This is a genomic window from Pseudomonas marginalis (assembly GCF_900105325.1).
GTDB lineage: Bacteria > Pseudomonadota > Gammaproteobacteria > Pseudomonadales > Pseudomonadaceae > Aquipseudomonas > Aquipseudomonas marginalis.
The window spans coordinates 1413414-1438143 of sequence record NZ_FNSU01000001.1; the positions used below are offsets into that span (position 1 = coordinate 1413414).

Annotated in this window: 30 protein-coding genes and 1 pseudogene; 4 read left to right on the forward strand and 27 right to left on the reverse strand. The window is 58.9% G+C overall.

The features are described from left to right. Positions 1 to 18: 18 nt before the first annotated feature. Positions 19 to 357, reverse strand: a complete 339-nt coding sequence (locus tag BLW22_RS06865; RefSeq protein ID WP_074844859.1) for a hypothetical protein — start codon at positions 355 to 357, stop codon at positions 19 to 21. A gap of 458 nt (positions 358 to 815) precedes the next feature. On the opposite strand from BLW22_RS06865, the gene BLW22_RS35660 reads away from it, so the two are divergent. Next, entirely contained in the window at positions 816 to 1199 is a 384-nt protein-coding gene (locus BLW22_RS35660) for a DUF3742 family protein (RefSeq protein ID WP_074844862.1), read from the forward strand. A 9-nt stretch (positions 1200 to 1208) separates the two neighbouring features. On the opposite strand, the gene BLW22_RS06875 is transcribed toward BLW22_RS35660, so the two are convergent. The 5 genes from BLW22_RS06875 to BLW22_RS06895 all read right to left on the reverse strand — a co-directional run bounded on the left by BLW22_RS06875 (position 1209) and on the right by BLW22_RS06895 (position 5772). Continuing rightward, complete coding sequence (locus tag BLW22_RS06875) at positions 1209 to 2753, reverse strand: conjugal transfer protein TraG N-terminal domain-containing protein (RefSeq protein WP_074844865.1); 1545 nt, start codon at positions 2751 to 2753, stop codon at positions 1209 to 1211. Positions 2754 to 2763: 10 nt separating this feature from the next. Further along, the gene (locus BLW22_RS06880; protein ID WP_074844868.1) at positions 2764 to 3072 is read right to left on the reverse strand and encodes a hypothetical protein; all 309 of its coding nucleotides are present in this window, start codon (positions 3070 to 3072) and stop codon (positions 2764 to 2766) included. Between the two features lie 4 nt (positions 3073 to 3076). Then, the gene (locus tag BLW22_RS06885) at positions 3077 to 4459 is read right to left on the reverse strand and encodes an integrating conjugative element protein (protein WP_074844871.1); all 1383 of its coding nucleotides are present in this window, start codon (positions 4457 to 4459) and stop codon (positions 3077 to 3079) included. Further along, positions 4456 to 5412 carry a TIGR03756 family integrating conjugative element protein gene (locus tag BLW22_RS06890; RefSeq protein ID WP_074844875.1) on the reverse strand — a complete coding sequence of 319 codons (957 nt, stop codon included), beginning with the start codon at positions 5410 to 5412 and terminating at the stop codon, positions 4456 to 4458. The genes BLW22_RS06885 and BLW22_RS06890 overlap by 4 nt, the downstream gene beginning before the upstream one ends. Before the next feature lie 105 nt (positions 5413 to 5517). After that, entirely contained in the window at positions 5518 to 5772 is a 255-nt protein-coding gene (locus tag BLW22_RS06895; RefSeq protein WP_069551348.1) for a helix-turn-helix domain-containing protein, read from the reverse strand. Positions 5773 to 5940: 168 nt separating this feature from the next. On the opposite strand from BLW22_RS06895, the gene BLW22_RS06900 reads away from it, so the two are divergent. Next, positions 5941 to 6195 carry a LasR-specific antiactivator QslA gene (locus tag BLW22_RS06900; RefSeq protein ID WP_074844878.1) on the forward strand — a complete coding sequence of 85 codons (255 nt, stop codon included), beginning with the start codon at positions 5941 to 5943 and terminating at the stop codon, positions 6193 to 6195. Positions 6196 to 6239: 44 nt separating this feature from the next. Here BLW22_RS06900 and BLW22_RS06905 read toward each other — a convergent pair whose 3' ends face one another. The 9 genes from BLW22_RS06905 to BLW22_RS06945 are packed head-to-tail and all read right to left on the reverse strand — an operon-like array spanning position 6240 to position 13728. Continuing rightward, complete coding sequence (locus tag BLW22_RS06905; protein ID WP_074844881.1) at positions 6240 to 8993, reverse strand: conjugative transfer ATPase; 2754 nt, start codon at positions 8991 to 8993, stop codon at positions 6240 to 6242. Next, a complete protein-coding gene (locus BLW22_RS06910) occupies positions 8993 to 9409 on the reverse strand; it encodes a TIGR03751 family conjugal transfer lipoprotein (RefSeq protein WP_074844884.1) in 417 nt (138 codons plus the stop codon). The genes BLW22_RS06905 and BLW22_RS06910 overlap by 1 nt, the downstream gene beginning before the upstream one ends. Further along, the gene (locus BLW22_RS06915; protein ID WP_074844887.1) at positions 9372 to 10892 is read right to left on the reverse strand and encodes a TIGR03752 family integrating conjugative element protein; all 1521 of its coding nucleotides are present in this window, start codon (positions 10890 to 10892) and stop codon (positions 9372 to 9374) included. Before BLW22_RS06915 ends, BLW22_RS06910 begins: the two co-directional genes overlap by 38 nt. Continuing rightward, the gene (locus BLW22_RS06920; RefSeq protein ID WP_074844890.1) at positions 10882 to 11694 is read right to left on the reverse strand and encodes a TIGR03749 family integrating conjugative element protein; all 813 of its coding nucleotides are present in this window, start codon (positions 11692 to 11694) and stop codon (positions 10882 to 10884) included. Before BLW22_RS06920 ends, BLW22_RS06915 begins: the two co-directional genes overlap by 11 nt. Next, positions 11691 to 12332: a PFL_4703 family integrating conjugative element protein gene (locus tag BLW22_RS06925; RefSeq protein WP_074844893.1), complete on the reverse strand. Its 642-nt coding sequence runs from the start codon at positions 12330 to 12332 to the stop codon at positions 11691 to 11693. The genes BLW22_RS06920 and BLW22_RS06925 overlap by 4 nt, the downstream gene beginning before the upstream one ends. Further along, entirely contained in the window at positions 12329 to 12742 is a 414-nt protein-coding gene (locus BLW22_RS06930; RefSeq protein ID WP_074844896.1) for a TIGR03750 family conjugal transfer protein, read from the reverse strand. Before BLW22_RS06930 ends, BLW22_RS06925 begins: the two co-directional genes overlap by 4 nt. A 7-nt stretch (positions 12743 to 12749) precedes the next feature. Continuing rightward, complete coding sequence (locus BLW22_RS06935) at positions 12750 to 13121, reverse strand: TIGR03745 family integrating conjugative element membrane protein (RefSeq protein ID WP_020300904.1); 372 nt, start codon at positions 13119 to 13121, stop codon at positions 12750 to 12752. Positions 13122 to 13138: 17 nt separating this feature from the next. Beyond that, positions 13139 to 13378, reverse strand: coding sequence for a TIGR03758 family integrating conjugative element protein (locus BLW22_RS06940; protein WP_029290855.1), 240 nt, complete (start codon positions 13376 to 13378; stop codon positions 13139 to 13141). Further along, complete coding sequence (locus tag BLW22_RS06945; RefSeq protein ID WP_074844899.1) at positions 13375 to 13728, reverse strand: integrative conjugative element protein, RAQPRD family; 354 nt, start codon at positions 13726 to 13728, stop codon at positions 13375 to 13377. The genes BLW22_RS06940 and BLW22_RS06945 overlap by 4 nt, the downstream gene beginning before the upstream one ends. Before the next feature lie 307 nt (positions 13729 to 14035). On the opposite strand from BLW22_RS06945, the gene BLW22_RS06950 reads away from it, so the two are divergent. Next, complete coding sequence (locus BLW22_RS06950; RefSeq protein ID WP_029290860.1) at positions 14036 to 14407, forward strand: histone-like nucleoid-structuring protein, MvaT/MvaU family; 372 nt, start codon at positions 14036 to 14038, stop codon at positions 14405 to 14407. Between the two features lie 287 nt (positions 14408 to 14694). On the opposite strand, the gene BLW22_RS06955 is transcribed toward BLW22_RS06950, so the two are convergent. The 12 genes and pseudogenes from BLW22_RS06955 to BLW22_RS07010 form a co-directional block, all read right to left on the reverse strand. After that, entirely contained in the window at positions 14695 to 15426 is a 732-nt protein-coding gene (locus tag BLW22_RS06955) for a TIGR03747 family integrating conjugative element membrane protein (RefSeq protein ID WP_074844902.1), read from the reverse strand. A gap of 90 nt (positions 15427 to 15516) precedes the next feature. Next, positions 15517 to 17622 carry a type IV conjugative transfer system coupling protein TraD gene (traD, locus tag BLW22_RS06960; protein ID WP_074844905.1) on the reverse strand — a complete coding sequence of 702 codons (2106 nt, stop codon included), beginning with the start codon at positions 17620 to 17622 and terminating at the stop codon, positions 15517 to 15519. A gap of 9 nt (positions 17623 to 17631) precedes the next feature. Next, positions 17632 to 18147, reverse strand: a complete 516-nt coding sequence (locus BLW22_RS06965) for an integrating conjugative element protein (protein ID WP_074844909.1) — start codon at positions 18145 to 18147, stop codon at positions 17632 to 17634. Continuing rightward, positions 18144 to 18692, reverse strand: a complete 549-nt coding sequence (locus tag BLW22_RS06970) for a lysozyme family protein (RefSeq protein ID WP_074844912.1) — start codon at positions 18690 to 18692, stop codon at positions 18144 to 18146. Before BLW22_RS06970 ends, BLW22_RS06965 begins: the two co-directional genes overlap by 4 nt. Beyond that, the gene (locus BLW22_RS06975; RefSeq protein ID WP_074844917.1) at positions 18674 to 19393 is read right to left on the reverse strand and encodes a TIGR03759 family integrating conjugative element protein; all 720 of its coding nucleotides are present in this window, start codon (positions 19391 to 19393) and stop codon (positions 18674 to 18676) included. Before BLW22_RS06975 ends, BLW22_RS06970 begins: the two co-directional genes overlap by 19 nt. Positions 19394 to 19402: 9 nt before the next feature. After that, positions 19403 to 20074, reverse strand: a complete 672-nt coding sequence (locus BLW22_RS06980; RefSeq protein ID WP_074844920.1) for a chemotaxis protein — start codon at positions 20072 to 20074, stop codon at positions 19403 to 19405. Then, positions 20071 to 20613: a PFGI-1 class ICE element type IV pilus protein PilL2 gene (pilL2, locus tag BLW22_RS06985; protein WP_074844923.1), complete on the reverse strand. Its 543-nt coding sequence runs from the start codon at positions 20611 to 20613 to the stop codon at positions 20071 to 20073. Before pilL2 ends, BLW22_RS06980 begins: the two co-directional genes overlap by 4 nt. Positions 20614 to 20702: 89 nt before the next feature. Next, positions 20703 to 21465 (reverse strand): annotated as a pseudogene (locus BLW22_RS06990) (DUF5983 family protein). Between the two features lie 51 nt (positions 21466 to 21516). Further along, entirely contained in the window at positions 21517 to 22011 is a 495-nt protein-coding gene (gene radC / locus BLW22_RS06995) for a RadC family protein (protein WP_074844926.1), read from the reverse strand. A gap of 100 nt (positions 22012 to 22111) precedes the next feature. Then, complete coding sequence (locus tag BLW22_RS07000; RefSeq protein WP_074844928.1) at positions 22112 to 22369, reverse strand: hypothetical protein; 258 nt, start codon at positions 22367 to 22369, stop codon at positions 22112 to 22114. Between the two features lie 71 nt (positions 22370 to 22440). After that, on the reverse strand, positions 22441 to 23022 hold the full coding sequence (locus tag BLW22_RS07005) for an STY4534 family ICE replication protein (RefSeq protein WP_074844930.1): 582 nt from the start codon (positions 23020 to 23022) through the stop codon (positions 22441 to 22443). Positions 23023 to 23888: 866 nt separating this feature from the next. Further along, positions 23889 to 24230: a helix-turn-helix domain-containing protein gene (locus BLW22_RS07010; protein WP_074844933.1), complete on the reverse strand. Its 342-nt coding sequence runs from the start codon at positions 24228 to 24230 to the stop codon at positions 23889 to 23891. 207 nt (positions 24231 to 24437) lie between these two features. Between BLW22_RS07010 and BLW22_RS07015 the strand changes: the two genes are divergently transcribed. After that, complete coding sequence (locus BLW22_RS07015; RefSeq protein ID WP_074844936.1) at positions 24438 to 24695, forward strand: hypothetical protein; 258 nt, start codon at positions 24438 to 24440, stop codon at positions 24693 to 24695. The last annotated feature ends 35 nt before the right edge of the window (positions 24696 to 24730 follow it).

A 24730-nucleotide genomic window follows, 5' to 3' on the forward strand; every position in this document is an offset into this window, starting at 1 on the left:
TTTGAGCGCCGAGTACGGTTATCTGCGTTTAGCGTTGGCCTCTTCTGCAAGCGCTATCAGCAAGGCGCAAGGCTGCCCCGGCTCTTGGAGCAGGCTGAGTCTCAGTTGCAGCAACGGGTCGTGGTATAAGTGATCGGTTGGTTGAATGTGGACTACCTCGAACAGCACATAGGGCTCGTGTGGAGAGGCCCGATGAGCCTCGAAGGCTGCGCGCAATACGTGGCTCAGCCGATCGACCTGCAGCTTCTCAGGGTGATCGGAACGCTCGAGCAGAACTGCGCGTTGCCACGCGCCAGGCGTGAACACGATGGGCAACCGAAGGGTGTTCAGTGTTTCCGGTGTCAGTGAGTCGGGCATGGTGTGTCTCCGTTGAAAACGCGAAGAAACCTGTCCCGTGGAGGGAAAGATTTTCCCCGCGGTGGGTTGAAGAAAAACAAGAAGGTTTGTCTGGCGAGCAAAGCTCGAAAGGCGCTCTGGAGAGCAGTAGGCGTTCATCACCGTAGCAACGGTCACCGTGCGAGCTACCGAACGCTAATCGCACTTGGGGAGAACCATCACCGAAGTGACGTAGTCTTGAAGGCTCTGGCTACCTGGGCAGGGTGCTGTCGATAACAGCGATCCGTACCTTGTATTTAACCGGACGATTTGTATGGGTCAATGACTGTAAAGACGCTGTTTCACGGAGCTTGTCCTCTGTCTTCCAATGAAGATTTTTCGGCTGGGGCAAACTGATAAACGGTCAGGGACGGGCCGATTTCAGTAGTACGCTATTACTCTTGTCTCAACCATGAAAACGCTCAGAAGAGGGCGAGACCATGCCGACTCAGCAACCTGTTCAGAGTTCACGTGCCCACCGCTGGGCGTATGCCTGTGGTCTGTCGGTGAAGCGTGGTTACCGTAAGTTGAGAGCGTTTGAATCCCGCGTGGTTGAGCGTGCGGAGACGGCAGGAATGCCCGCAGGTAAATTACTTGTTCGCGGGAGTTTTCTAGTTATCAAGTTGGCAATAGCCGCCGGACTCCTTCTAGTTAGCTTATGGTTCACAGTGTCGGTGATGATCCTTATTGTCTTGTGTTGGGCCATCGCCAATGGAACGCCTATCAAACCTAAGGATGCTCTCCGGTACAAGGCATATGGCGACCCATATAGTGAGTATGAGTATGGCCGCGCACCCGGTCAGCCTGATTTAAAAGACCTGTAGTCGAGTTCTTCACCCCTTCCTTAAGGCCTTTCCAGCAGACATCAGAGCTCCAGCGCCTCTTGCACCAGCGTCCTGCGCTTGAGCTGCTCCTTTGCTAAGCATGCCGTCGGCAATTGAGCCAACGCTATATCCTGCCCAGCTCATTGCAGCCAAAAACAACATCGGAAGCACGACGAACATTGCCCCCATCACGTACTCGATCACCTGCGCGGTGACCGTCCCATCCATAAGTCCGGATGTGGGCAGCGACAACAGCACCTGATTGGACACCGAAACCTGGTTGTACAAGGTATCGAGCATGCTGGAGTCGACCCAGCGGGCCAGTTCCCACCAGAAGCTCAGCATATGCAGTGTGAACAGTGCGAACGTCACCGTCATGACGGTCTTCAGCTGGTAGGTACTGACCAATAGAATCAGCGGCAAGCTGATGATGACGCCCATGATCAGGAAGGCCTGCACCATTGGCAGAGCGGCGCGTAGCGCATTCATCGCCGGGAAGTTACTGAAGGAACCGAGGGCCAAGCCGGTGTTGGTGGCCAGGTTATTGAGCCCCTGATTGATTGAGCCGCCACGAGCGCTAGAGCCATAGTCCTGGTACACCTGTCCAGGTGACATGGACATCGTTTGCTGGCGCGGGCTGATCAGTTCGCGCAGGGTGGCATCTTCGATCTCGTTGCTCGAACGGCCAGTCAACCAACCTTTCAGCTGAGTCAGCAGCGAGGGATCAACCTGCTGGATCAACCGCTCGCGCAAGCCAATACCGCTGTCGCTCCACCACTGCTTGCAAGTGGGGTAGCCCGCGCCATTCTCCAGCCGCGGCAAGGAAACATCGCGGCTTTCGTCATACGGCCAACTGATTCGCGGTGTGCGTGAACGATCCGTGTCGTAGTAGCCGGGCGTGTCGAGAAGATAGCTTGAGCCGATCCAGGACGCGTCGTGACTTTGTTCCTTGTCCAGTTGCGGGCGATTGGTAAACAACCGAGAACGGGAATAGCCATAACAGTCGCGGGTGAAGTCGGCGACTTCCTGCAGCAGTACCTGGCTGTTGATACGCGAGCTGTCGATCTCCATGCGCATCTGCCGAATATCCGGTGCGCAGGGAATGGAGGCGGTGGCTGCGGCGGTTACCCCTTTGCTCAAGGCATGCACTAGAAACCACCAGATCGGTACGTTGGCGGAGCGTTCGCCGATGGTATTGAAGGTCGTCCCCCAGGCGGTTTCCGCTGGCTTGGCCACACTTACGCCGCAGCGCTGACTCGCCGCATCATCGAACGTCATTGACGAGAGGCTCAACGGAAAGACCGGCGCGCAGCCGAACAACACAACGATGTAGGCCAGCCACAACCGGTTTTCGATCCGCGGCACCGAGAGCTGTCCCTTGTTACCTTCATCCGCACCTTGCTGACGGGCCGATAGCCATTCTTGCAGGATGATTGCACCAAAGGGCGCGGCGAACAGTCCGGTGTCGGACAGGACGCTCCAGAGGCCGTTGTTGATGATCCAGGCCAGCAGGGAGAGGTAAAACTCCAGGTAGCTGTTGGTGCTCATGAGCATGGTGGTGACCTCACAGTCGGGTGAGTTCGACGCAGGTAATGAGCACGAGCCCTAATGTCCCGATGCGTTTCACGCGCAGTCGATCCTGTGGTCGATGTCGGTAGCGCCGAAGCAGACCCCACCAGAGCGCGAAGAGGGCGCCGTAGAGCAGGGCACGCCACCCCCGCAGATAGGGTCGTACGGATTCGAATACCTGCTGCCAGGCCTCGAAACTACCCAACGCAATGCGGCCGATCCAGGCGACCAATGCGGCGGTGAGGATCATCGCCGCGGCAATTCCCAGACCTGAAAGCAGAGTGAACAGCCGTGAGCGTTTCATGGCTTCACTTGCGCCTGGCGTCGGCGTCATTGAGTCGGCGGGGCTCGGGATCACCTTGTTCGACGGTGCGTGATGCGTCGGCACCCCCTGCATGCCGATCGAGCACCAAGCTGGCGGTATTGGTGGCCAGCATCTGCCGGACCTGCAGTTCGGTCTGCAGCAGACGAATTTCGCGCTCCAGAGCGTCGATGTTTTTCGTCAAGGCGGTTTGGGCCGGTTCGGCGGAAGCGATGTTCGGTTCGTGGCTGCCCGCCAGCAGAGTGCGCAGTAGCAATAGCGCCTTGTCGAGCACGCTGGACAGGGCTGTCTCACTGGCCAGGCGCCGTGTCAGTAGATCCTGGTCGGGATCGTCGCGCAGCGCTTCGATCACACCCCGGGTCACCGGCAGCATCGGGCTGGAGGCTTTCACCAGGTTGTCAGGGGTAGGCGGCAGCGAGCCAGACAGCAGCTCTTGCAAGGCCTTGAGGCGCTCGTTATAGGCCTCCTGGATCAGTGGCGTCAATCCGCTGCCAGCGGTCGCACGCAGGGTTTCGCAGCTATCGCAGGTCGAGACTTCGCTCTCGCCCAACACGCGAACGGCCCATTCGGATTCCTCTTGCGGCGAGGCCCAAGTCTGGCAGATAGCCCCACCCAGGCAGTCGTTGCTACTGATCGACGCACCGTCATCCACCGACCGGTTATGCAGCAGGTTATAGCCTGCGCGGACCACGTCGGCGGTCACCCGAATGGGCGTCTGTCCGTTACCTCCGGCCTTCGAACCGCCGACCCAGGACACTCCATTGTTGCCGTTACGCGCCTCGGTGTTTTTCACTGCGGCCACCGCATCACCGCCGGTTTGCTCCAGATTACCCTGCATTTCCTGGTTCTTAGCCAGCGCGCCCCAGCCGGCCTGACCGACCTTGTCCGCCATCTTCTCGGCCATGGCCTGGCAGGTCAGCTTGGAGCGGTCGAAGTCGATACGCCCCTGCATCACCCCGTTACTCAGCAACTCATAGAGACCGGGGTTGGCGCGCTGGATGATCAACGCCGGCAGTGACATCACCGCTTGGGTCGCGTTCTGCACGATGCTGCCCATAATCTGCTGGAAACCTTCGGTGGCACCGTTTAGCTGGTTTTGCAGGGTGTTGGTGAGGCTCATGTTTCCGCACATCATGTTCGCTCGCCAGGACCCGCCGACACCGAGACCACTGGGTCGGTAGAGCGAGCTCGGTGAGCCCACTGCCGAGCCGCCACCAATGGTGTACATCACTCGGTCATCGAGCACTTCGCCTTGAGTGCCCAGGCGGTAATCGCCCTCGGCGGCGTGGGCATGCGTGGCCATGGCGAGCAGCCCGTAGATCAACAAATTTGCCAGACCAAACCATGATTGCGCACGAAGTCGACTCATGACGCACCGCCTTCGAAGTCGATGCTGAACAGGAAGGTCTGCCCCTCGCGTTTACAGCAGCTATAAGGACGCCACAGCGACCAGGCATAGCCGCCATCCGCGCTCTGGACCGGATCGCTGGGGAAGATGGCGCACGTGGGCTGAACCTGGGGGTAGAGCAACTGCCATTTGTGGGTTGAGGTGTCGTTTTCAATAATCGGGCCCGGCGGCCAGTAACCGTCGCGTTTGGCCGGCGTGAGTGGTACATACACATGCGGTTGCCCGTTACGGGTGATGACATCGCCGGCCCGTTGCGCCATGACTGCGGCGGCTTTGAAGTCGTCAGGCTGTACCAGAAAACCCTGCCGGGGATAAACGTTGCCCCACATGTTTCCCGAGGCCTGACTACCGATTTCACGGAGCCCCGGCATGAGCGACTCGGGGTAGAAACCTTCCGGGATGCCATGGCGCCAGGCCAGTGAGTCCAGGGTACTCAGGAAGTAAGGCATGAATGCAGTTGCGCCGCTGGCGCAGGCGTAGCCTGATTGCGAAGCCAGTTGCGTGGCGATCCTACCACCGGGGTGGCCGATACCGTCGACGTTCTTGAAGCGGGGCAGGTTGTCGCGGCGGGTGTTCGGGGTGATCAGGTTGCCGCCACCCTCCGCGCCGCTGATGGGAGCGGAGAGGGCAGCCATCTCGGTCCAGGGGTTGTTGCCGGTGTTGGCGTAGCTCGAGACCACCAGTTCAGGAATGAAATGACGAACCTTGGTCGAGGTTTTGACTGTGCAGCCGAAGGGGGTGCAGAACAGCCAGAAAAAAATGCCGACGACCCTGTAGTCGAGGCAGTTTTGCGAAAGCACGGAGGACGTGATGCTGGCGGTGTCCAGCGCCACGCTTGGGCCGCACGCCAGCAGGATACTCAGCGCCAGGGGCCGTAGCTTTGTGGGCGAGATTGACGAGCAGGCAACAGGCATGATCCAGGCTCTCGGTGTATGGCCTGGGCAGGTTCGATTACAGACTGAAGACTGTCAGTGGAAATTATGAAGGCGGATCTATCGGATTTGTGAGCCGTGAGACTATTATTTGACGTGAAGGGCGCTGCGCAGAGTATCGGGTTCTGCAAGTAGCTGATCTGTGGTGATTTCGAGAATATTGGCGAGCTTGCACAGGACCAACAGCGACGGATTGCCCGTGCATCGTTCGATTTGACTGACGTACGTGCGATCCACCTCGGCCATGAGCGCGAGCTGCTCTTGGGTAAGGTTTTTCACGCGTCGCATCAAGCGGATGTTTTCCGCCAGCTGAAGACGAAGCTGTTCGTAGTCTTGAGTCATGCGCGCAAATTGCGCCTTGAGGGACTCTCAATCCACGGGATATAGTCTACATTGGTATTGATCTAGGCCATTTGATGCACATACCTGTTATCCAGTGTTCATTTGGTTTCGTTATGATTCGAGGCTGGGTCCAGTGTCTAACAATAAAATCAGAACTCTAGGGTGTGTATGGACGAAAACTACATTTCAATTCCTGCGGCGGATGGTTGCTCAAGTCTTCTGACCCCTTGGGGCAACGAATTTGCTCAGATGATCGAACGTGGCGTGCAATGCGCCCAGGCTTGGCTTGATACGCCCGGTGAAATTCCACTGTGGTGGGAGCTGGCGCAAACACGCAAAACCTTTCCTGTCGGTGACTGCCAAGATGCTTTTGAAGCCGGATTCTTGTTGCGGATTCAGCAGCGGCTTCGAGGCGCATCGTAATAACCGGTCACTCGCTTTAGAGCGCGATACCTGAATAGATTCCCCTATGTGGGTTCTATGCCTCGCGCTCTATCGATCCGGTCAGCTATCCGATAAGCCGCTTCCAACTCTGAGCAGCCATTCTCCTGCATCAGTGTCCAGCGCTCGGCTTTTTCCTCGGGCTCTGTCATCGCCAGGGCAAGGTAAAGACTGGGCGGCACGGCCCGGAACAGCGTTTCGAGCTTTTTCGACAGCACCACTCCTTCGGTGTATTTGCCCGGCTCCTTGCTGGCGGAGAGCAACAAGGCTTTCTGTGCCGGCGTGAGTTTCTTGAACCGTGCGATTTCTTCGACTTCCGCCGGTGGCATGTTCAAGCAAACCCACCACTCGATCATGTTGAGCATGGTCTGCGCGGCAGTGGGGAAGTCGGCAAGGTTTTGTGTGGCCAGCCAGAACCAGGCGCCAAGCTTGCGCCACATCTTAGTGCCCTTGACCACGAACGGTGCCAGCAACGGGTTCTTGGTGATGATATGGCCCTCGTCGGTGACCATGATGATTGGTCGGCCCAGGTACTGATCGCGCTCGGCGAGATTGTTCACGGTGTTCATCAGGCTGATGTAGCTGATGGACATCTGGGCTTCGTAACCTTCACGAGCATAGGTGGCCAGGTCGACAATGGTCACATCGCTCTCGGGCCAAGGCGTGCCCTCGCGATTGAACAGTTCACCCTCGAAGCCCTGGCAGAACAGGTCGATGGACTCGCCCATTTCCTGGGCACGCTCGCGACGCTTCTCTGGCAGGTGCGGGTCGGCGGCGACACGCAGCAACGCGTCGCGCACGTCGCGGGTCAGCACCTGGCGGTTCGCTGCGACACAGGTCTGCGCCGCATCGAGAATGCACTCGCGAACCAGGCTGCGATCGGCTCGACTCAGGCGCGCCTCTTCCTTGGCCTCGCCGCCGGTGATCATCAGGCGAGCGGTGATTTCCAATTCGCCGAGAACATCTCGCTGGTCTTCGCGACTGGCTACCGCCTCATCGTCCAGCTCATCGATCGACAGACTCGCCACCTGATCCGGCTGCTCGACCAGGCGCCAGGCATCGGCGAACGGGGCGAGACTGACCGAGGCGCCAGGTTTCAATTGGACCTTGTTGACTGACAGGCCCTGTGTCGCGAAGTAGTCGCCCTGCAAGCCGAATGAGTTGCCGGCTTCGACGATAAACAGGCGAGGGCGGTACACGGCCATGACCTGCATCAGCAGGGTGACCAATGTGGCCGACTTGCCGGCGCCGGTGGGGCCGAACAACAGCAGATGGCCGTTCATGGCCCGGTCCAGGCGTGACAACGGATCGAAGCTCAGCGGCGAACCGCCGCGGTTGAACAAGGTGATGCCCGGGTGGCCGGTGCCTGTGCTGCGGCCCCAGACTGGAACCAGATTCGCCAGGTGTTGGGCGAACATCAAGCGGGTGTACCAGTTGCGCGTGTCGCGGGCCGGGTTGTAAGCCATCGGTAACCAACGCAGGTAGCTGTTGCAGGCGGCGACTTCATCGCCTTCGCGTACCGGTTGCAGCCCCGCACCCAACAGTGCGTTGGCAAGGCTGACCGAGCGCAGGTGCAATTGTTGTTCATCGTGACCGCGCAGGTAGAACGCCAGCGTGCCGCGGTACAGCTTGTGCTGGCGGCCGATGATCGTACGAGCCTCTTCAACATCTTGGCGGGTCTGAGTCGAGGCCAGGTTTTCACCGATGGCTTTGCGCGCCAGGCGGTTCAACTGATCCTCAAGCACGTCCTGAGGCTTGACCACCAGGGTCAGGCTCATCACCGTACCTTCAGGTAACTGGTCGAACAGGGCATTCACCGCGTCGCCCTTGCGGGTTTCGCCAGTGAGTTGACCAATCAAGGGCGCTCGGCGCAACTTGTCCACTACCATCACCCGGTGGGGCTGATCGTCGAAATACCAAAGTCCGCGCTGCACATCCGAACGCGGCTCATTGAAAAATAGCCGTTCGGCGAAGTCGTGATCGAAGGGCAGTTCCAGCGACTCACCGTCGCCCGACTCCGGATAGGCCACGCGACGGTAGAACGCCTCGGGCGCCTCATCGTTGAGCGTGGGTGCCGGATTGAACCAGGGCACTAACCAGGCATACAGACCTCGGCCATCGACTCGCGTCGATGGCACCCCGCATGCTTGCAGCGAGGCACCGATTCGTTCGCAAGCTTGTTGCAGGGCTTGCGCCGGGGAGAGTCCTGTTTCTTCAGCGTCAGACTCAAGCCAGCGATAGACCACCAGGCGCACCCGGCGGTTGTTGCCACGCCAGGGAAGGCGCGTCACCACCTTATCCTCAAACAGACCACCGGGCTTGGCGATGGCCTTCAGATGACGGCGGATGAGTTCCAAATACGCTTCGGTGAAGACCGTGCCTCGCGCGCTGTCCTGAATGTAATCGGTGAGCCGGGTCAGGTAGGGGGTGAAGTCGTTGTCGTCCTGGCAGAAAAACTGCACCACCCACGGCGCTTGATCCTGCTCGTCAAAGCTATCCTGCAGGGCATCCTCAAGGGCATCGCGGGCCGCCATCAACCAATCGGGTTCGCGCCCTTCAGTGCCGATGGGCAGCAACTCGAATACCGCACCCACCGAACGATTGTCATCGAGCAGAAAACACTGCTCGGTGTTGAGGTACTCGACCCACGGCAGGTGATCGGTGAAGCTAGGGTTGTGCGCATAGAGTGCGGCGTCATCGGCCAACGTGGCGCGAGCGCATAATGGGTTGCGCCAGGCTTTCCACGCGGCAGTGCAGTTGCCCGAATCGCCGGTACGCACTACAAGTCTTCCTGACGTTCACCCGGCAACGCGTACTGCACCCGTTGGTAGAACGGAAAGACAGTCGAGTAACCCGGGACCGGCGCCTGTTCGGTACCACTCAAATGCGGATACACGTACAGCACCAGATCGGGATTGGGCAGGCGAGGGAACAGGTTGCGGATCTCGTTCGCCGCTGTACGCGTGTACGGCTCCTGGAGAGAAGCAGAGACATCTGCCGGAGCCAGCGGGCGGCGTAACTGCTGCCGAGCATCCAGCAGTTGCTGCTGAGTGCCTTGCGAACCGGCACCGTTCCAGATGTCCAGCATGGTTTGCTCGCCATGGGGCAGAAGCGTGTCCTTGTTGGTGGAACACCCCGCCAGGACCCAGCAGAACACGCTAATCCAGATCAGGTAGGGAGGCATGGTCTTTTTCATGGCGAACGCTCCGGCCCTTGGGCTCGTAATCGATGGTGATCTCATGGTCGAGGTGCAGTGCGACCTGTGCCGCCGGTGGTACGTACACGGCCGCAAAGGCCTCGCCATACAGCTTGTTGACCCACTCGCGGATGTCGCTGACCCCACCACTGAGGATTGAATTCAGCGCACTGTTGCCTGTGCTGTTGGTGATCCCGAAGGTACTGCCGCCCGAACTGATCACGCTGCTGTTGTTCTGCTCATCCCCGAGCAAGGCGGCGACACCCGCGCCGGCCGCAGTGATCAGGCTCTGGCTGCCGAGGTATTGCTGGGCATTCGAGCGGCGCTCGCCGGCAATGCATGGAATGCCATACGGATCGGACAGGTAGCCGAGCCCACCGCGGATCTTGTCGATGTTCGAGCTCTGGGTGGAGGCATTACGGCTGGCTACCGCCTTCGGCTGAGGCACCGTACGGATGGTGCCATCGGTAAACACAAAGGTGATCGACTCGACCTGTCCGCGTACGCAAGACAGGGTCCAGTCACCGGACGCCGTGCCGCTCATCACGGCCCCCGCGACGTCCGGCAGGTCGATACCGTTGGCAGTCAGGTTCTCCGGACCGACCAGCACCTTGAAGGGGTAGGGGTCGTTGACCGTGCCATCCACCGGGACACGGCCGATCAGCGCGGTCATGGCAACCGAGCCCATCAATGTCGCGTTTTCAGGAATGGTGTAGACCGGCTTCGCGCCTTCGGTACGATCAACGGATCGCGTCAGGTCACGCTCACCCTCACCCTGGGTGACTGCACGTAGCTGTTTCTGGCTGCGATCAATGGCGTTGTCTTTCAAGCCTTCCAGTGAGTTGAAGGCGGTAGGCAGACTCAGTGCGGAGGCGGTCTTGGTTTTGCCTCGGGCGTCGGTGGGCGGAGCATCCGAGGGTTCAATCCACTGCAGCGCATCAGTGGCAGAGTGTCGTCCTTCGAACTGAGCCCCATCGCCCGGCTCTAGCCCCAATCCGATCGGCATGTCCTTGCTTTTGCCAGTCAGCCCCGACAACTGCTCCTGCAATTGCGTCAGCAGACCGCGAGCCTGGCGACTGTCTTGTTCCGCTTTGAGCCGGGCCTCGTTGGCTTGTCGGCGGCCTTCGTCGACCTGTTGGGTCACGCTGCCCAGTGCCGTCTGGATGCGCGAATCGACACTGTTTTCCCGCTCACGCAGGCGGTTGTTTTCCGTCTGCAGCGAATCGTTGTGTTTCTTCAAACCAAGCATGTCGCTGCGCATGGCCTTCACCTGGCCGACCAGGGTGGCGACCGTGTCGCGTGGGGTATCGCCCGCAATGCCGAGCGACTTGGCTTGCTCGGCGGATAATTGAATATTGCCCTGATCAACTGGGTGCTCTGGAGAAGGTGTGCTGCCACCCGGGACCCAGGTTTTCAGGATGATCAGCACCCCGCCCAGCAGCGCAGCCGGTACCAGCCATTTGAGCAAGGCGTTAGCTTTCATCGTCAGCACCTCGCGCAACGGGCGGGAGCAGCACAGCGTGTTCGAGGCCGGCACCGCGAGTGACTAGATAGGCGATCGTAGTGTCTTCGGCACTGCCGACCGGCCCGAGGAAAGCATGCTGGAAGGCCGCGGCGAACAGCTTGGCCTGAAGCCGACGCGGATCGAGTTGCACCGTCGCTGGACCACGATTGCGCAACTTCACCGCCGTCACCCAGTAATCACCGAGTCGCCAGGCGGCGATGGGCGTGCTGGACACGTTTTCGGTCGGCAGCAAGGTCGGCAGTTCGCTGCGCAGCTTGAGCGGGACGCAGCGTACACCGGGCAGGGACTCCACGGTGCGCAGCGGCGCGTACAGGCTTTGCGCGGCGTAGCGCGTCAACGCGACCGGGATCGGTGTGCGTTCTGGAACAGGGACGGCGCTCGATTCAGCCTCGGTAGCTTGCCCCTGAGCATGCTTGAGAATACGCACCGGCTCCAGCGGTTGATCGCCGGGCGTGGTCGCGATATCCAGCAGGATGATCTCACCCGTCGCGACCGATTGCAGTTGCAGTCGGGTCGGGGCAATGGCTTCCGACGCGCGCAGGTACAGCGTGCCGCCGGTGGATTGCACGCGCAGCTTGCCCGTCAAGGTTGAGGGCACGCCGACGCGAACAGCCTCATCGACAAATACCACTCGCTCCTGATTGATCACTAGCGGGACCGCGAGGGGGAGGCGTTCCCAATGCATCAGCTCGACGGCCTGTGCCGCGACTCCCCACAGCGTTAGTGCGACGGTGAGTCCCAGGGTCGACATCCGCTTCATGGTTCACCTCCAGGCAGGAAGATTTTTTGCGGAGTGCCCTGGTAGCAGTCCAGAGCCAGCCCCCACTTGTTGCGCTCGGGATCCAGGTCAAAACGCACCACGCGCAATGGATAGCGCACCACCACCCGTTTTACCGGTTCGGCGGCGTAATACTCATCGGCGTTGAGGTCGAGCGTGACCAGCCAGCTGTCGCGGTCGAGTTGCTTGACCCTGAGTTCCGGATCTTCGCTGTAGCCGCGGCCCAGAATTTCGTAGACGCCACGCACCCGCTGGCGCAACTCGCCGGCGGCCTTGCGGTACTCGTAGTCACCGTCGAGGAAGGCCTTGCAGGCGGGTGTCAGGTAGGACTGCAAGCCATAGATGGCGCGGCGATAGTCCTGCTCGCCATCCGAGGGCCAGCGGTTGAGCTGACCAAAGATGTACAGGGCAAAGGCATACACATTCTCCGAGGGGATATCCCACCACTTGCGCGTGCTGCCCGAGCGCAGATCTGGCGGTACATGTACGGTCAGATCGGTCGGTGCCGAGCGCCAGCCATACCAGAGTCCGGCACAGAGCAGAGCAAGGATCACTACCGCCAGACGCAGGCTGAAGATGTGGGCCTGTTGGGCATCGACCTTGTTCCGAAATCGGCTCATGGCTGCCACCGTGACAGGGCAGGACGCAGCCGACGTGAACGGCGGACCGTCCAGGCACCGGAGTGGAGGATCAGACTGCCGCGACCCAAGCGCCAACGGCTGGCGAGCATCCATTCGAGTTTGCGGTACAACCAGGTCTCGGGGCGAGCCCGTTTGGCCCGGCGCAGTAGCGTGCCACCGGCCAATAACACCAGCGCCATGCCGGCGATCATGCCGGTCGGCGCTATGGCAATGGAAGCGGTGGCAATCGCTAGAGGGACGCCCAGCAGCAGGCCAATGACGGCGCCAGTGCCGAGTGCTACCCACATCTCATCATTGGTCAACCCTCGCAATACGGCGGGATCACGATTGAGTCGCTCTGGAAGAAAGACCAAGGTGCCGTCGGCAAGGCGTTCGATAGTGTCGTTCATACCGACCTCACAGAATGGCGGCCGCCTTGGTCAGGAACCAGATGATGATCACCACCAGCAGGGCACCGATGCCGACCACTGCACCCAAGTCCTTCCAGGTCTTTCGTTGGTTTTGCACGTCGGCGTACACGGTCAACGAGTGCCACGCCACCCCCAAGAAAGCGAGTAGGGCGATCAGCAGACCGAGCAGGATGCCGCCGTCGTAGGCATAGTTTTTGATCGTCTCGATCAACCCGGAGCCTTCGCCGCGCGAAGGGGCTTCCATGGTAGGGAGCTCGGCAAAAGCCAGGCTTGGGCCGAGCACCAGCAGCAGTCCGATCAAGCGTTGGCTCGCACGATCACGCAGGTTGTTTTTCAGAGGAGTAAAACACTTGAGCATGGCGGCGATCTCCTGGGTTAGGACAGGGTGAAGAACATCAAAACCAGCAAGGTGAGCAGCACGCGTGCGGCGCTGCCGCCGAAGGCTCCAAAGCGCACGCTGCCGCTCGCCCAACCCCGGTAAGCCGTCCACATCACCCAGGCGCACCACAGCAAGGTCAGGACGAGAACCAGGGACAGCCACAGCGTCGAACTGCTCTGCGGTGCGAAGCCGGCGGCGTTTTGGAACGCAGCGATCTGAACGTCAGTCATACTCATGGCGAGGGCTCCGCAATCGGAGTGTCGAGGCGGTAATCACCGACCAGTTCACTGGGGTCGCGGGGTTGCGCACGGGAGGGGTACAGATAGCTCTGCACCCCTTGGCGGATGCGCTGAATGTCCTGGGTCAGTCGGGGGTAGTCGAATCGATAGCGTTCGATTGGTTCAAGGGTACGGGCTGCCTCCGCTCGCGTCGCAAGGCGTTCGAGAGTGTCGAGTTGCTGCTGGACTAGGCTGAGCTGTTCCTGTTCCTGTTCCTGTTCCTGCTCATGAGTCGATGCGGCATAGCCGCTGACATGAGCGATGGCCAGTGAAAGGAATAACAAGCAGCGAAAGACGGTAGTCGACATGATGCTGGTCCATGTGGAGATGGCGCCAGCATCAAGTTAGGGGTTGAATTACTCAGTATGAAACGCGAGATGGGATGTATCGCTTTTTTGGAGGCGAGCGGAAGAAACTTACTCACACATACACGAGCAATCGATTGGGCGAAAAAGAGAGCCCAGTCTAGCAATCCTTCCCCATTAGTAATGTGTTGCTCATAGGGCAATGAGTGAATTCACTTCTGCTTGAAACGCGTATGGGTGACGAAGAGTCAATCATCGCTTAGCATGGGGGCGTTCACTTCTCATTTCCCTAACCTGAAGGAAGTTTCACATGTCTCGTTTGGCTGAATTTCGCAAGCTTGAACAACAACTGGCTGAACAGCTCGCAGAGCTCGAGTCGATGAAAAGTGACTCCGGTCTGAAAAAAGAAATGGAATTTGAGAGCAAACTACGTGCGTTGCTTGGCGAGTACGGCTTCAGCTTGAAGAACATCATTGGCATCCTGGATCCAGAAGCTGGTCGTCGTACCTCGACACCAATAGCTGCCCCCGTAAAGGCAGTCCGTAAGGCTCGCGAAGTGAAGATTTACAAGAATCCAAACTCGGGTGAGGTGATCGAAACCAAAGGTGGAAATCATCGACAACTTAAAGAATGGAAAGTCGAGTTTGGCGCAGACGTTGTTGACTCGTGGCGTACTCAGTAAGATCGGTTTGATGATCAGGGGCCTGTAAGGGCCCTTTTTTATTGGTGAGAATTATAAGTCAAGAGTGCAAGTCTTGACCCAGTCCTGCACCAGTTTAATTGCTGGTTAGATCCTTGAATTCCGCCCAAATCTTGGAAGCCTACATTTCATCTGATGCTCTAATCCATAGTGGGAGTCGAGGACGACCTCTAGCAGCTTTATTTGCATCCGTATGGTGTGTTAGTTTTCGGTCGCTGGATAACTATCCTGGCATCGGGACATGTAAAGAAAAAACTGGTTTTTCCGAATCAGAGATACTTCTTGAATGTCGTTGCCGTGATTGCCGTAATGATGCCGAGCATCACAGCACAAGGGAAAAACACAGCCATGGGATTGAGCGAAAAGGGTAGAGACAAGTAGATAACCCAGGGCACGATCAGCAGTGGTAACACGGCTCGTTTAGCTCGATGGTAGACAAAGCTACTTTCTCTCCCTGCGCCAAATTTACGTAGGTCCCGGCGTATCAGTCCATCGACAAAACCAGTGAATATGGCCAGCAGAAACAGGGGGATGGCCAGGACCAGAATGGTCAGGCGCACCACGAAGGTTAAGGTCACATACACTGCAGCCAGTACGAAATCCTCGATGCTCACGTATAGCTGATTGGTCCAACTCCAGAAACCGTTGCCCTGGCTCGACACCCGAGCCTGCCGGGCAAAATCCGCAAAGCCAGTCTCGACCAGCAGCCGCTGATTTAGAAAATCCAGTACTTGAACGATCGTTTGCCCGGGTTGTTGGAGGATGAGTGAAGCTTTGAAGTGCTCGCTGAGCCATCCCAATTCGCTATTCAACATGGCCTGGCTGTGTCGCCAACCCTGATCGCCCCAGAACAGTAGCAGGCCTGCGAACTCGATGAGGATCGAGAACAGCAACGAGGCGATCAGCAATCCGATGATGCGGAGAACCAGGCTGATCGCCGAGATGATCAACCCCGGGCGCTGGACCGATTGTGGCGGCGTGTTCTGGACGGAAGTCGCCATCGTTCACTCCATTGCGCACTGCAGAGTTGAGTTGGGCACGACGTCTTCCGGATCGCTTTCTGTTGAGTCGAAACCTAGGTCAGGGTAGGGCTACCCCACCTGATCTAAATCGAAGTTTGTTGTTGGGCCGCCACCGCTTGCGCTCCACCACTGTCCCGCCTGCGCGTTGTAGGCCGCCCGCATCCGTTGAGTGAGTTCCTGTAGGTCCTTGGGCATGGCGTCGTCGTTGGAGGGTTTTGGCAACGGCATGCGGACTTTCCAGAGCTGCCCACCGGCCTGGAAGGAGAACATTTGCCCCTTGGGCAAACTGACGATATGAGCAGGCTCGATCAACGGCACACTGGTGCTGCTGACACGGTCCTGTGAGGACGAGGTGAAGTCCGTGTTGGCCTCCGGATCGGAGGTGTCGGTCGCACCCGACACCAGGGTCTTGGTCAGCACGTTAACCTTGGGTAACTGCTGGGTGAGCAGTTCAGCGGTGGCGGTTTCGCGCACGCGGAGCATCTGCAGGGTGTTGAAGTTGCCAATCACCTGGCCAGCTTTGGCGCGGTTGCCGATACGTGCTTCGATATCGCTGAGGGTCTGGGTGTAGGCGGTTACCTGGATACCGGCGCCGCCACCCTTGTTGATCAGGGGGATGAACTCATCGCCCATCAATTCGTTGAACTCATCAGCGTGCAGGTTGATCGGCAGCTTGTCACTGCTGCTGCCTGATGGGGGCAGGCCATGGTCAATGCCGTGTTTGTAGATGTGGCCCGCGACCGAGACCAAATCAGCGAACATGGAGTTGCCCACAGCGGCTGCGACTTCGGCGTCGGTCAGCGCATCCAGGCCGACGTAGACGATGCCGCGTTTGCGAATGATCTGCATCCAGTCGAAGATTGGTCGCGGGTCATCTAGGTCGGTGTAGTTGGGGGCCAGCAGTTGGGCGGTCTTGCCGGTGGTGAGTTTCTCCAGCAGCGGCAGCAGCGAAGCAACGATTTTGTCGAAGTAGGTGCGGTCGTAACGTACTGCCGAGCGCAGTCCATCCAGCACCGGATCGAATACCCGTTTCACCGCCAGGTACTGTTCGATGGCCACCACACGCTTTTCGCGTCCCACCATATGCCGGGGAATGTTCTTCTCAGTGAGTTTGCCTTCCAGTTGGACGATCACTTCCCAGGCTTTCGGATCGGTTTTGGCGAAAAACTGCTGAGCGTATTCGACGAACAGCGCGTCGATATTGACCACATGTCGCTGGATCTGCAGGTAGTCCGGACGCCGGCCGAGCTCGATCAGGGCACGGGCGATGATATTGACGAAGCGCCAGGCGAACTCACGGAAGGCCGCAGAGTTACCTTCACCACTGAGCTGCCCGGCGATGCGTGACGCCACTTCCGAAATGCGTCCGAAACGTCCCACCGCGTTGTAGCGCGCGGAGATCTCCGGCCAGCCCAGATGGAAAACATAGAATTCCTTTTCCCGACCGGCCCGTTTGGCTTCGACATACATCCGCTTGAGCAAGTCAGCATCGCCTTTCGGATCGAAGACGATGACTACCTCATGTTCGATGCGATGAATGTCCTGGGTGATGTACACCTCGGCGAGTCGCGTCTTGCCGACACGGGTAGTGCCGAGCACCAGGGTGTGTCCGACCCGTTCGCCCAGCGGCAGACTGACTTCCGTTTCATCGGGCTCGACCCCATGCAATAGTGGCGAGCCACCTACCGGGGGCAAAGGGCGCAACGGATTGAACGCACTGTCCCAGGCCGTGACACGGGCCAGTATCGAGAGTGGAAACGGTACATGCTCCAGGCGCCGTTCGAGTCCACGGGCCAGACGGTAGCTGGTCGGTTGGGCGACATAGTGGGCGACCGCCGGATCCTGGGCCTCGACCAAGCGCTGGGTGTGCAGACGGGTCCAGCGAAAGCCGCGACCCATGAACAAACGCTTACGACTGACCGGAATCTGCCGACTGGTCAGTTCGTAGCGGGGCAGCCGGCGGATATTGCGTCGATAGCGCAACACCTCCCAGGCTTGTCGCAGGCGGATCAGGCCGAACAAGGCATAGGCCAGCGCCGCAACCTGCCCGATCTCGGGTGACAGGGCCACGGCCCAGGGCGAGGACATGCACAGCATTGCGGCCGCGATGCAGATCGCTACGGTGTACAGCTCCACCGCTGGCCGGAGCTTGGATTCCATCGCATGCTCGGCCATGACCTAGACTCACTGTTCCAGTGAGGTGGCAGTGATCAAGACGGGGTAGTGCTCGATCTGCAAGCGGGTGGCGATGTCGTTACCGTTGATCGGCAGGATGGTGAGGTTCGGACCGGCTGTTCGAATCCGCGCCAAAGCTTCGGTGTCGGCCACTTCGACGGCGAGGCCGGCCGCGCCCATTTCTTGCAGTTCAGTCGCACGCTGATGCAGCCAAGCCAACGATTGGGGATCCTCCCCGACAAGGAAAAATGGCTGCAAGCCCGGCATGTCCAGGGTGCGATTTGTGATTTGGCCTGGGCTCAAGTGAGAGCTGCGCACGGGCAGTAACCAGGTTTCATCGGCAAATGCAGATAGGTCTGCATGTATGGCCCGAGCAGGCTGGGTCTTGTTGTTTAATGACGGCCTGGCAACTTGAAAATGGGGTCGGGTGAAGTCGCTAGGCTGATCCCCGGCTACGGTCAGTTCCGGCTGGGCGAAAGGTGCCAAGAGCAGGATGCAATAACAGACAATGGGGATTCGCTTCATGGTGGTATGCCCTGTTCAAAGGAAACCAGCAACCGTTCGAGTTGCCGGGAAAAGCCTGCGCGATAACGCGCGGCCGGCGTTCCTCCTGCCGGACGGTGATAGCGCCCGGCAGCCAAGACCCAATCACCGGTGGCAGCGTGATGCTCCTGCAGCAGCGCGGCGGTCACGGCGAGATTTCGGTAGGGATCAAGGGCTTCGCAGGGGCTGGAAAAACGTTGTCCGTGGTAACCCAGATTGGTTTGCCCGAGACCGGCATCGACCCGCTTGGCGTCATGTCGGGTGAGTGCCTGAAGCAAGGCGTGACAGGCGGCCTGGCGAGTGGCGAAGCGGTAGGGTGTTCCGGCGATGTTCAGGGTCCAAGGCCAGGGCAGCAGTCGACCCCGGACGCGGATACCACTCTCCTGCAGGGCAATCGCGAACAGCACCGTAGAAGGGATGTCGGCGTCATGCGCCGCCAATTGGTAGGCCGGAGGCGGGAGTTCATCCGCCTGGACGGCGAGCACCGTCAGCAGGAGCGCAATACCACTCAGTCGAGGCGTTGCCATTGTCCATTCACCTGTTGAAATGTGGCAGGCAATGGCCCCGTGGCACCCAGGTTGAACCAGCGACCACGGTCATGGTTCAAGGTGATCTGCTGGCGTTGGACCTTGACCGGATCGATGTCCGCTTGCCGAGCCCAGCTACGGACGCGTTCATCCTGGCCTTGGCTGCCCACCAGGTAGATATCGAACGCCGTGTCGCTGCTTTGCAGACGCTGCGCTTCGTCGGTGCACGCCGGGCAGTGGTCCTCCACAAACAGGGCCTGGCGCGGCATGACCGATGAGCTGGCAGGGGGCGGGGACGCCATGCCCTGGATCGGCAGCAGCCCGGGAAACAGCTTGGTCCAGGCCGCGGTGTAAGCGTTTTGGTAAGCCAACTCGCGCTCGGCGCGTTTGGCTTCCAGCGCTACCTGTAATTCGGCATAGCGCTGGCGATCTTGGTCGGTCTGGGCTTCGACCCCGAGTGCGGTCAACGGATCGAGGTTCGGGCTCCAGAAACCGCGCGGGCCAGCTTGGATCTGTTCGAAGCGCGTCCACTCCTGCTCCGTCAGACCCCAGCTCGCCGCCTGTTCAGAGTCAGAGCGCCCCAGGGGAGCGGACTGCGTGTCCTGGATCCGTGACTGTGTCGCGACGGGGTTGCCCACCGCAGCGCCCGTGGCCAGTAGCGAAGCGAGACAGACAACGGTGGGCAGTAGCGCTCTGTTCATGATCACTACTCAAGGGAGGTGCACGGTCTGATCTGGCTGAGCGGCCACCGCGAAGATGGCTGAGTTCGGCTCCAGTATTTTCAGGCGCCAAGCCCCTTGCTGCTCACCGCTATGTAGCAGCCGGACATCCGTGAGCGAGCGACTGTCATGAGGTGCGACCGCCAGAAAGCGCTCACCACCGCGGGACTCGACACTCAATACTGAAAACGGTGGCGAGAGCGGGGTGGGTGTGGGGCGAGCGGTCTTTTTCGGTTTGGTCGCAGAAGGCGTCGGCGATGGGGGTGATGGCTGGGTCTTGTGCTCCAGGAGCTGCTGCTCGACCTGTTCAAGGCGTGCGCGCAGCGCTGTCAGGTCTGCCTGGGTGGCGCGGGCTGCGAGACCATCACGCAGTTCCTGTATCTCTTGCGCCCACTGATCCAACATCGGATCGAGGGTATTGGCCTGTTGCTCGCCGGTATTGACCATCTGCTTCAGGTCTTTCAGCGCGTACTGCAGCTTCTCCTGGGCATCCTTGAGGGCGCTTGAATCATGTTGCAGGGTGTCCAGGGTTTGTAGGTGTTGGGTGTTCGTGCTCTGCAGTTCGGCCACGCGTTGATACTGGTTATACAAACCACCGCTCAGGCCGGCGACCGCCAAGCAAAGCAGCCCAACGATGAGGGTTTGAAACGTCGAGGCTCTCATGGGCGTACCTCCAACAGATGGGGCGAGACGGGTGTGATCAGCGCGACGCCGGCCTCCGTTTTCTGCTGTTCGAAGCAGACTGAACGGCTGACTTCGTCGGTCGTGAGTTGCCAGGCGGGGCCAGCGAGCACTTGGAGCGCGCGGCGCAAAGAGATCGGGCCGAGCCGGTAATGGGCCGCGGGCAGGGGCCGAGTAAACAGCACCCTCACCGACGCGGTAACGGGGCAGAGCGCATAGCCCGAGCGCTGCAATACGTACTGCAATGCATCCTGCACCGAAGGGTTCAGGCTGGACGGGATGCTCACGTCAATGATTTGGGCAAGAAGATCGCGTTGTTCCGTGGTGGGCTCGTTGCTAACCAGCGTGTAGCGGCCATAACGAATCTCTGCCGGATGGCTTTCTTCGGCTATGCCCTTCGAGTGCTGGGCCCGATTGGAGCCACTGTCGATCTCTGGATTGGTCGGCAAAGGGTTGGGGATTTGCGCGGTGCAGGCGCTCAACAAACCCAGCAGGCAGACAGGCGTGAAAAAACGCTCCATGGAAAAAACCTCATGTCAGATTCAGTGCAGAACCTGACATGAGGTGAAGGAGCGATTCAGTGAGTAAGTTGATTCAAGACGGGTCGTGTTTAAGTTGAACGCGTTGCTATTTCGTCATAAATGGCGAGCCCATCCAAGACGGCAGCGTCGGGGTCGAAAATCAATAACCTCACATCCGCCAATGCCGCCAGATACAGTACGTTGAAAGGCTTCCGGCGTACCGGCGTCGAGTTGCTCTTGCCTCAGCGACGCGTAAGGATTGCCCTCGATTTGAACCAAGTTATCGTCGGTCCAGGGCGTGCCGATCAGCTTACACCCGACGCCATTGCAGTCTGACAGGGCAAAGGGTTCAAACAGCAGTCCGGTTGGCTTGGAGTCGACATTGCCAACTCGGCTTTCCAAGTGGCGCAGTGCATCGTCAGTGAGGTGTGCGGTACTGATCTCCCAGGCTCGACTGTAGTGTCCTGTGTCGAAGCTCAAACGATGGACCATGGCTTGGGCTTCTTCGAGGGAGTACAGGTCACCGACGTGATGACGCTCATCGAGCATTTCGCCAGTCACGGCATAGACTACTTGCCGCACCAGCCCGGTGGACTGGAAACATTCTTCCAATTCATCCGGAATGGATTGGCCTTCGCTGATCAAGGCGGCGTCGTCATTGAACACGCAGGGAAACCGTTCTAACGCATCGTCGAGTAGATGAGCTTGTGACTCGTGTATGGAGCGAAAGCAGGGAGGGCAGTTGTTTGCGTAGGTGATCAGTAGCAGTCGCTCGATATGCAAGTTGCCGTAGCCACGAGCAAATGGGTTTGAGGTTTCCAGCAGCGCTGGGGGTTGGGGTGAAGGGTTCATGAGGTTTCTCCAGAGGGAAATGAACAAGGCGCCCGGAGGCGCCTTTAAAGGTTAAAGCCAACCGTATTCGGCAAGAGAAAGTGGGCGACCTTCACCCACAATGAAATGATCCAGTACGTGAACCTCGATCAACGCCAAGGCCTCCTTCAACCGTGCGGTCAAGACGCGATCTGCCTGGCTGGGTTCCGTACATCCCGAGGGGTGGTTATGAACAAAAATGGCAGCAGCTGCGTTACGTGCGAGGGAGCGCTTGACGACTTGGCGCGGATAAACGCTGGCGCCATCGATGCTTCCGTGAAAGAGGATTTCGAATGCCAGAACGCGATGGCGGGCATCGAGAAAAATCACACCGAAAACCTCATGCTCTTTTGGCGCAACATGCAGTTTTAGGTACGAGGCCACGGTGTCGGGTGAAGTCAGGCCGGGGCCGCGGGTGAACAGCCGACGATCCAAAATGTGCAGCGCTTCGTCGATCAGCTGGTTTTCTAGGACGATACGATCAGCCTCGACATCCGAGGTTTCGATCAGGGTGAGTGGGGTGCTCATGGGGTACCTCCGAAGGGAACAATCCGGGGTACACACCCGAGGGGGAGCGGCGTCCCCGAGGTGGATATAGAGTCAAGGGCATTGCCCGATGACGTGCTGTTTACAGCCGAGTGAATCGGTGGCGTTGTCCGTGTAGGTGTGAATCACAACCGTCGCAGGGCAATGGGGAGAAGGTCGTTATTCCACGGCCAGTTTCGGGATCGAAGTCGGCACTGATGGGCATTAGCCGAACCAGTCCGCGATGGAGGTCGGCGATGCGTTTCCCGATTTCATCCGTCGTGTAGTAGAGCGATAACGTGCTGTAGTCCTCGTAAGCCGCAGCGAACAGGCAGTCGTCGCAAAGCCAGAAGGATTCCATGCTGGTTCTCCTGTGCTGGTTGAAGAAAAGGCGCTCGATTGAGCGCCTTGATGTAAAACACCGTGGACTGTTCAGGCGGACTGAGCAGCACGTGTGGCGACACGGCGGGCCGTGCGGGGAGTGGGTGCAGATTCAGGTTCAATCCTGGACTCTGTTGGGTTGTCGGTGTCCTCAGCTTCGGCATCAGCCGATGTTGGGGATGGCTCACTGTTTGGCGCTTGCTCAGCAGGTGCTGTTGCCTCCTGCCTGGCGGGCGCTTTGTACTCAAATACGCCGTTGACCTTGATCCAGTCGATGAACAGCAAACGACCTTTCAGGCTGGCGCCCGGTTGGCCTTGTTTAGCGCCTTTCTCATAGAGAAATGGGTCTATCCACAGGTCGCCGATACGGAACGACAGCAAGACCTTTTTCTCGGCTTTGACGGCGTCCATATAGAGACGAATCAAGCGTTCAGCTTCGCCTCCAGCGACTTTGCAGTCGAAGCGGGTGTACTCGACCGCATCGGTGGCACCATGCAGGGCTGCGATATCGCAGGCCATGAATGGCTGGCCGCGGCGGACTTGTACTTCACGAACACGGTTGAGGTAGCCGATACCGACGGTGTGTAAGTTGAAGTAAGTGGTCGCTTCTTGGGATTGGTTGGCGTGGGCCATGGTGGTTCTCCTTTTAAGGAAAACGGCGACGCACAGCCCCTGACGGGGAAGTGAGTCCCCGTCAGGGTGGGTTAGGTGAAGGCGAACGATGAACGACTCGTCACCGGCAAGCCGATGACCATCAGATCGATGCGCTTGGGGAAGAGCGATGCTGCAGAAGGGAATCCGCAGTAGTGGTCTACGGATCTGGGGTAGTAGGCATTCATCACCGCTGAAGCGGTAATCGTGCGAGCCTCCGAATGCTGATCGCACTTGGGTAAACCACCACGAGCGTGGCGTAGCCTTGAAGGTTCAAGCTACCTGGGCTGGGCTGTCAACGACAGCGAACCACGCCCTTTGTATAAGCCTGTCACGGGGGAGCGTCAAGACGCCGTAAGCTGATTTTTTATAGCCGGAATACAGTGGAAATTATTGGATTGAAAAAATGAAGAGCGGGCCTGGCGGGGTGCCAGGCGAGGAATAGAAAAGCCACCTTAGGCGGTCTGACGCAGTCGACAAGCTCCTCGCATAACTTGATTTAACTGCGCCATGATTCGCCAACCGACCCTTATCGTGGCCTGGGTCGGAATACGCTGGCACGCATCCGCGCACAAAGGGTGCCCAGTGTTTCCCCGGCGGGCTCCGGGACTGAATGCGATCGCCGTAGCGGATGACCGCTGATGCCTGGCAGAGGCAACAGCGGTCATCCGCCACATTGATCCGGTCGAGCACAAAGCGGGAATGAAATTCCGCAGAAGAAAAGGCTCCGAACTCTGAGGGTCCGACCGAGCTACCCGGAGCGAATCGGTCTTGGGTCGCCTTAAGCGATGATCCTGAGGCACTACAGCAGAGCGGGTGTGACGACGTCAAGCCAGTGGGCGAAGAGGTTATTTGCTACTGAAATGAACGGCCAGCTGTTCGACGGTCGTCAGGATAAAGGCACGGTCGCGTTCTTGAAGACCGCTCAGTATGCCCGCGATCATTTGGCCCTGGTCGTTGGGGCGATTGCTCGACTCCGTCAGCAGCTCATCCATTCGACAGTCGAAAATATCTGCTAACTGCATCAGCTTGACCACGGAGAGCTCCACCACACCCCGCTCAAGGCGCGAAATGGCTTCGCTGCCAATTCCGAGGCGTTCTGCCACCTCTTCCTGGGTCAGATTACGCTGGGTGCGGTGCTTCGCGATCATGCGTCCGATTTGGGCTTGGGTTGGATGTTTATGTGCCAAGTGATGGGTTCTCCAATTCAACCCGAATGGTTGAGCAAAGACCCATTGACATGAACATCCTTATCGGTTGATTATCGACTTATAGGGTTGTTATATTGACTGAAATAGCTGTTTGTCGCGACGTGACATGTGTTCCCCCAGGAATTAGAGCCCGTAGTGACCAGTGACTGAGCGGTCTGATAGGACCAAATGGAGGCAAGGGTGAGCATGGATGAGCAGCGCGAGCACGACATGGACCTGATCTGGGATCGAACACTGGAACTGTTCATCAAGATCCATGATTGCCCCGATAACCCCGCACACCTCGACAGCCTTGTTCATTGGCTCAACGAAGATCCTGCTCACCTGAAAGCGTTCAATGAACTGGGGCAAATATGGATCGCGGCAGGCATCGCCTTGGCCCGTGAAATCGGACAACCGCTAGACGACTTGGAGAAGGATCAGGCACCGTTGATGATGCACTGACAACACCCACGAGGTTCATGTGAGCGCCATTTGTG